General features: G+C 73.3%; 1 protein-coding gene. It reads right to left on the bottom strand.

The window, feature by feature from the left end:
• The coding region (locus CLV67_RS50705) for a non-ribosomal peptide synthetase (protein ID WP_146169671.1) at positions 1 to 5,467 on the bottom strand (5,467 nt) is incomplete at both ends.

Genomic DNA, 5,467 nt, shown 5'->3' with positions numbered 1-5,467 from the left:
CTTCGCTGGTGAGGGCGAGGGCGATGTCGGCGGTGGCGGCGTCGAAGTTGAAGGAGGCGAATTGCAGTGCCGGGTCGCCGGGTTGCAGGCGGTAGTGCGGTGCCAGTCCGGTGACGAGGTTGAGCAGGCCTTGGTGGGTGTTGACGACGCCCTTGGGGAGCCCGGTGGTGCCCGAGGTGTAGATGACGTAGGCGGCCTGGCGGGGGTGGATGTCCCAGGTGAAACCGGCGGCGGGTGCCGGGCCGATGTCGGTGGTGATCCCGGCCGTGGGGCTGACGTCGGTGAGGATCGCGGTGGGGCGGCTGTCGGCGATCATGTGGTCGAGCCGGGCCGCGGGCAGTTCGGGGTCGAGGGGTAGGTAGGCGGCGCCGGCTTTCCAGGTCGCGAGGATGGCGATGACGAAGTCGATGCCGCGGGGGAGCCGGATGCCGACGATGTCGTCGGCGCGGACGCCGCGGTCACGCAGGTCGGCGGCGAGTCGTCCGGCGTGCTCGTTCAGCTCTCGGTAGGTCAGGGACCGTCCGTCGCAGACGAGTGCGGTCGCCTCGGACCCGGCCGGGATCAGGTCGAGAATCGTGCGGGCCGCCGGGGGGCCGTCAGGGCCGGTGAACCCGGCGGCGAGGGCGACGCTGGGGCCGGTGAGTCCGGCCGGGGCGTGCATGGGCAGGCGGGCGACGGGGACGTCCGGGTCGGCGACGACGGCCGCGAGCAGGGCGATCAGGTGGTCGGCCATCCGCTGGACCGTGGACTCGTCGAACAGTGCGGTGCCGTATTCGAAGGCGGCGTGCAGGCCGGCCTCGTCCTCGGCGGTGGCCAGCGCCAGGTCGAACGGGACCTCGCGACGGCGGCCGGGCGCGACCACTCCGCCGCCGCCCTGCCGGTCGGTGTGGTTGAACAGCGTCTCGACCAGCGGGTTCCGTGAGCGGTCCCGGTCCCGGACCAGCGCGTCGACCAGCTGCTCGAACGGCACGTCCTGATGGGCGAACGCGTCCAGGACCGTGCTCCGGACCTGGTCGAGCAGCTCGGCGAAGGTCGGGCCCGTCTCGAAGTGGGCACGCAGGGCCACGGTGTTGAGGAAGAAGCCGATCAGGTGCTCGGTCTCGGCCCGGCCGCGGTCCGCCACCGGGGTGCCGATGATCAGGTCGTCCTGGCCGGTGTGCCGGTGCAGCAGCAGGGCGTAGGCGGCGGCCAGGGTCATGAACATCGTCGTGCCGTGGCGGCGCGACAGGTCGCGGAGCCCGGCGGTGACCTCGGCCGGGATGTCGGCGGTGACGACGGCGCCCGCCGTGGAGCGCACCGGCGGCCGGGGCCGGTCGATCGGCAGGTTCAGCACGGGCGGGCCGGCGAGCGTGGTGCGCCAGTGGGCGAGCTGCCCCTCCAGAGGCAGGGCACGTTGCCAGACCGCGTAGTCGGCGTATTGCACCGGCAGGGGCGGGAGCGCGCTTTCCTCGTACGACAGAAGGATCTCGCTCTTGAGGATCTCGGCGGACCACTCGTCGCACACCACGTGGTGCAGCACCAGATCCAGCCGGTCCGTGCCGGTCAGGGCGCCACGGATCAGCGGCCCGGTGGTCAGGTCGAACGGCTCCCACAGCTGGTCGGAATCGGACAGCTCGAACGGAGCGGCGGGCTCGACGACCTGGCGCGGCACGCCGTCGCCGTCCGGGACCAGCCGGGTGCGCAGCACCTCGTGCCGTGTTGTCACCGTGGTGATCGCCCTGGTCAGCCGTGCCTTGTCGACCGGGCCGGGGAGCCGGACGTGGATCGGCACGTGGTACTCGGTCGAGCCGGGGTCGAGTTGCGCCAGGAACCAGAGCCGCTGCTGGCCGAAGGAGAGTGGCAGCGGAAGGCTCCGCGTGGCCGGGGCGATCGCCGTTCCGGCAGGGGCGCCGTCGAGCGCGGCCGCCAGCCCGCGGACCGTCGGGTGGTCGAAGAGCAGCGCGAGCGGCACGTCGGCGCCGAGCGCGGTGCGGAGCCGGGCGACCACCCGGTTGGCGAGCAGCGAGTGCCCGCCCAGGTCGAAGAAGTCGTCGTCGGCGCCGACCCGGTCGAGTCCCAGCAGGTCGGACCAGATGCCGGCGATGACGGTCTCGAACTGTCCCTCCGGCTCGCGGTAGCCGACCGCCAGGCCCGGGCGGGTGGCGTCCGGCTCCGGCAGAGCGGCCCGGTCGAGTTTGCCGTTGGCGGTGAGCGGCAGGGCGTCCAGCCGCACGAAGACCGCCGGGATCAGGTGCTCGGGCAGACGGGCGCGGAGGTGGTCGCGGAGTCCGTCGGTGGTGGACGCGACCACGTGCGCGACGAGCCGGTCGTGGTCGGCGGTGACGACGGCCGCCGTGACATCCGGGTGTTCGGTGAGGGCGTGCTGGATCTCGCCCGGTTCGACCCGGTAGCCGCGGACCTTGATCTGGTGGTCGATCCGCCCCAGCATCACCAGCCGGCCGTCGGCCAGCCGCCGGGCCAGGTCGCCGGTGCGGTAGAGCCGCGCACCGGCGTCACCGGACGGATCCGGCACGAATGACGACGCGGTCAGCGCGGGCCGGCCCAGGTAGCCGCGGGACAGCCCGGCGCCGCCGATGTAGATCTCGCCGGTGACCCCGGCCGGTACCGGTCTCAGCCGCGCGTCGAGCACGTGCAGGGTGGTGCCGGCGATCGGCAGGCCGATCGGCGGCTCGGCGCCGGCCGTCACGTGGGCGGTGCTGGCGCAGACGGTGGTCTCGGTCGGACCGTAGGCGTTGATCAGGCGGCGGCCCCCGGCGAACGCGGCGGCGAGCCGGGCGTCCAGGCGCTCACCCGCGCTGAACAGCGTGGTCACGCCGCTTATCGCGGCCGGGTCGAGAGCGTCCAGCATCGACGGCGGCAGCGTGGCGACGGTGACGCCGTGCCGCTCGATCAGGGCGGCCAGGCGGTCCGGCCGGGTCTGCTCATCGGCGGTGGCGACGGCCAGCGTGGCACCACTGGCCAGGGCGATCGTCATCTCCCAGACCGAGGCGTCGAAGCTCATCGAAGCGAAACCGAGCGTCGTCACGCCCCGTCCGCCAGGGACGATCCGGTGCAGCGCGGCCGCCAGGTTGAGCAGGCCGCCGTGGGTGTTGCCGACGCCCTTGGGCCGGCCGGTGGAGCCGGACGTGTAGATGACGTACGCCAGCCGGCCGGGGTGGACCGGGGGCTTCCGGTGGCGTCCGGCGGCGACGGGTCCGGTGCCGTCCAGCGTGATCGTGGCGACCGATCCGGGTGTGCGGCCCGCCGTGGCGGGTTGGTCGACGACCAGGGTGGCGCCGCTGTCGGCCAGCATGTATCCGAGCCGGTCGGCCGGGTAGGCCGGGTCGAGCGGCAGGTAGGCGGCACCGGCCTTCCACACCGCGAGCACGGCGACGATCATGTCCGGACCGCGGTCCAGGCAGAGCCCGACGATCCTCTCGGGACCGGCGCCGTGCCGTCGCAGCCGCTCGGCCAACACGGTCGACCGGTGCTCCAGCTGGGCGTACGACATGGTCTCACCGGCATGGACCACCGCAACGGCCTCGGGCGCCGCCGCCGCGTGCCGGGCGATCAGAGCGGCGAGCGAGTCGGCCACCGGCAGTGACACCGCCGGCGCGTTCCACGTCGCCAGCTGCGCCAGCTCGGGCTCGGTGAGCAGCGGAAGCGCGCCGATCGGACGGTCTGGTTCGTCGGCGATCCCGGCCAGCAGAGTCGTCAGGTGGCCGGTCAGGCGGACGATCGTCGCGCGGTCGAACAGCGCGGTGCTGTATTCCGCCACCCCGCGCAGCCCGTCCCGCGCCTCGACCATCGTCAGGGTCAGGTCGAACCGGACCGTCGGCTTCAGCGCCGCCTGGTCGTCGGCCGCCGCCACCCGGGCGTGGTTGAACAGCGTCTGCACCAGCGGCGTGCGTGACCGGTCCCGGTCGGCGGCGAACTCGTCGACCAGCCGCTCGAACGGCAGATCCTGATGGGCGTACGCACCGAGCGCCGCCGACCGGGTCCGCGCCAGCAGCTCGGTGAACGTCGGATCGTCGCCGAGCCGCGACCGCAGCACCAGGGTGTTCAGGAAGAACCCGATCAGGTTCTCGGTCTCCGGCCGGCCCCGCTCGGCGACCGGGGTGCCGATCAGCAGGTCGTCCTGGCCGGTGTGCCGGTGCAGCAGGACCGCATACGCGGAGAACAGCGTCATGAACATCGTCGCGCCGGATCGGCGGGCCACCCGGCGCAGCCCCGCCACCACGTCGGCGGGCACGGTGAACGTGACCGTGTCGCCCTCGGTGGAACGGACCGGCGGACGCGGCCTGTCGGCCGGCAGCTCCAGCACCGGCGGGTCGGCCAGCTCCGCGCGCCAGTAGGACAGCGTCTCGTCGAGGCGGGCGCCGGTGAGCTGCTCCCGCTGCCAGATCGCGTAGTCGGCGTACTGGATCGGCAGCACGGGCGGCTCCGCGCCGGCGAGCAGCATGGCGAGCTCACGGGCGAGCAGGCCGGCCGACCACTCGTCGCAGACGACGTGGTGCAGGCAGAGCGCCACGAACCGGCGGCCCCCACGGACCCTGACCAGCGCCCCGCGGATCAGCGGACCGGTCGACAGGTCGAAGGGCTTCCCGGCAAGACCGACGACGGCGGTACGGGCTTCGCGCTCCGAAGACGCGTCGACGACCTCCAGCTCGAACGGCTCCGGCGGGTCGACGACCTGGAAGGGGACACCGTCGTCGTCGGCCACCAGCCGGGTGCGCAGCACCTCGTGCCGCTCGACGATCGTGCTCAGCGCCCGTGCCAGCGACTCCGGGTCGGCCGGACCGTCACCGAGCGGGATGAAGATCGGCACGTTGTACGCCGTCGAGCCAGGCTCGAGCCGGGCCAGGAACCACAGCCGCTGCTGCGCGAACGACAGCGGCAACCGGCCCGGGCGGTCGGCACGGATCGGTTCGGTCCTGGGCACGCCGCCTGCCGTGAGCACCACGGCGAGACCGGCCACGGTCGGGTGGTCGAAGACGGCGGTCACCGGCAGGTCCGCGCCGAACGCCTCCCGCAGCCGGGTGACCAGCTGCATCGCCAGCAGGGAGTGGCCGCCCGCCGCGAAGAAGTCGTCGGTCGTGCCGACCCGGTCGAGGCCGAGCAGGCCCGCCCAGATGTCGGCGATCAGCTCCTCCTCGGCGGTCGCGGGAGCGTGGTGCTCGCCGGACGGTCCCTGCTCCGGAGCCGGGAGTGCGGCCCGGTCGAGTTTGCCGTTGCCGGTCAGCGGTAGCGCGCCGAGCCGGACGAAGGCGGCCGGGATCATGTGCTCCGGCAGCCTGGTGCGCAGGTGTTCGTGCAGGCCGTCGGTGCTGTCGGCGACCACGTGGGCGATGAGCCGGTCGTGGTGGACGGTGGCGACGGCCGCGGTTACGGCGGGGTGGCTGGTGAGGGCGTGCTGGATTTCGCCGAGCTCGACTCGCTGGCCGCGGATCTTGATCTGGTGGTCGGTGCGTCCGAGGTAGTGGATGGT

Source organism: Actinoplanes italicus, assembly GCF_003001815.1.
Classification (GTDB): Bacteria; Actinomycetota; Actinomycetes; order Mycobacteriales; family Micromonosporaceae; genus Actinoplanes; species Actinoplanes italicus.
The sequence above is the reverse complement of the archived record's forward strand: the minus strand, read 5'-3'. Positions and strand labels throughout refer to the sequence as shown.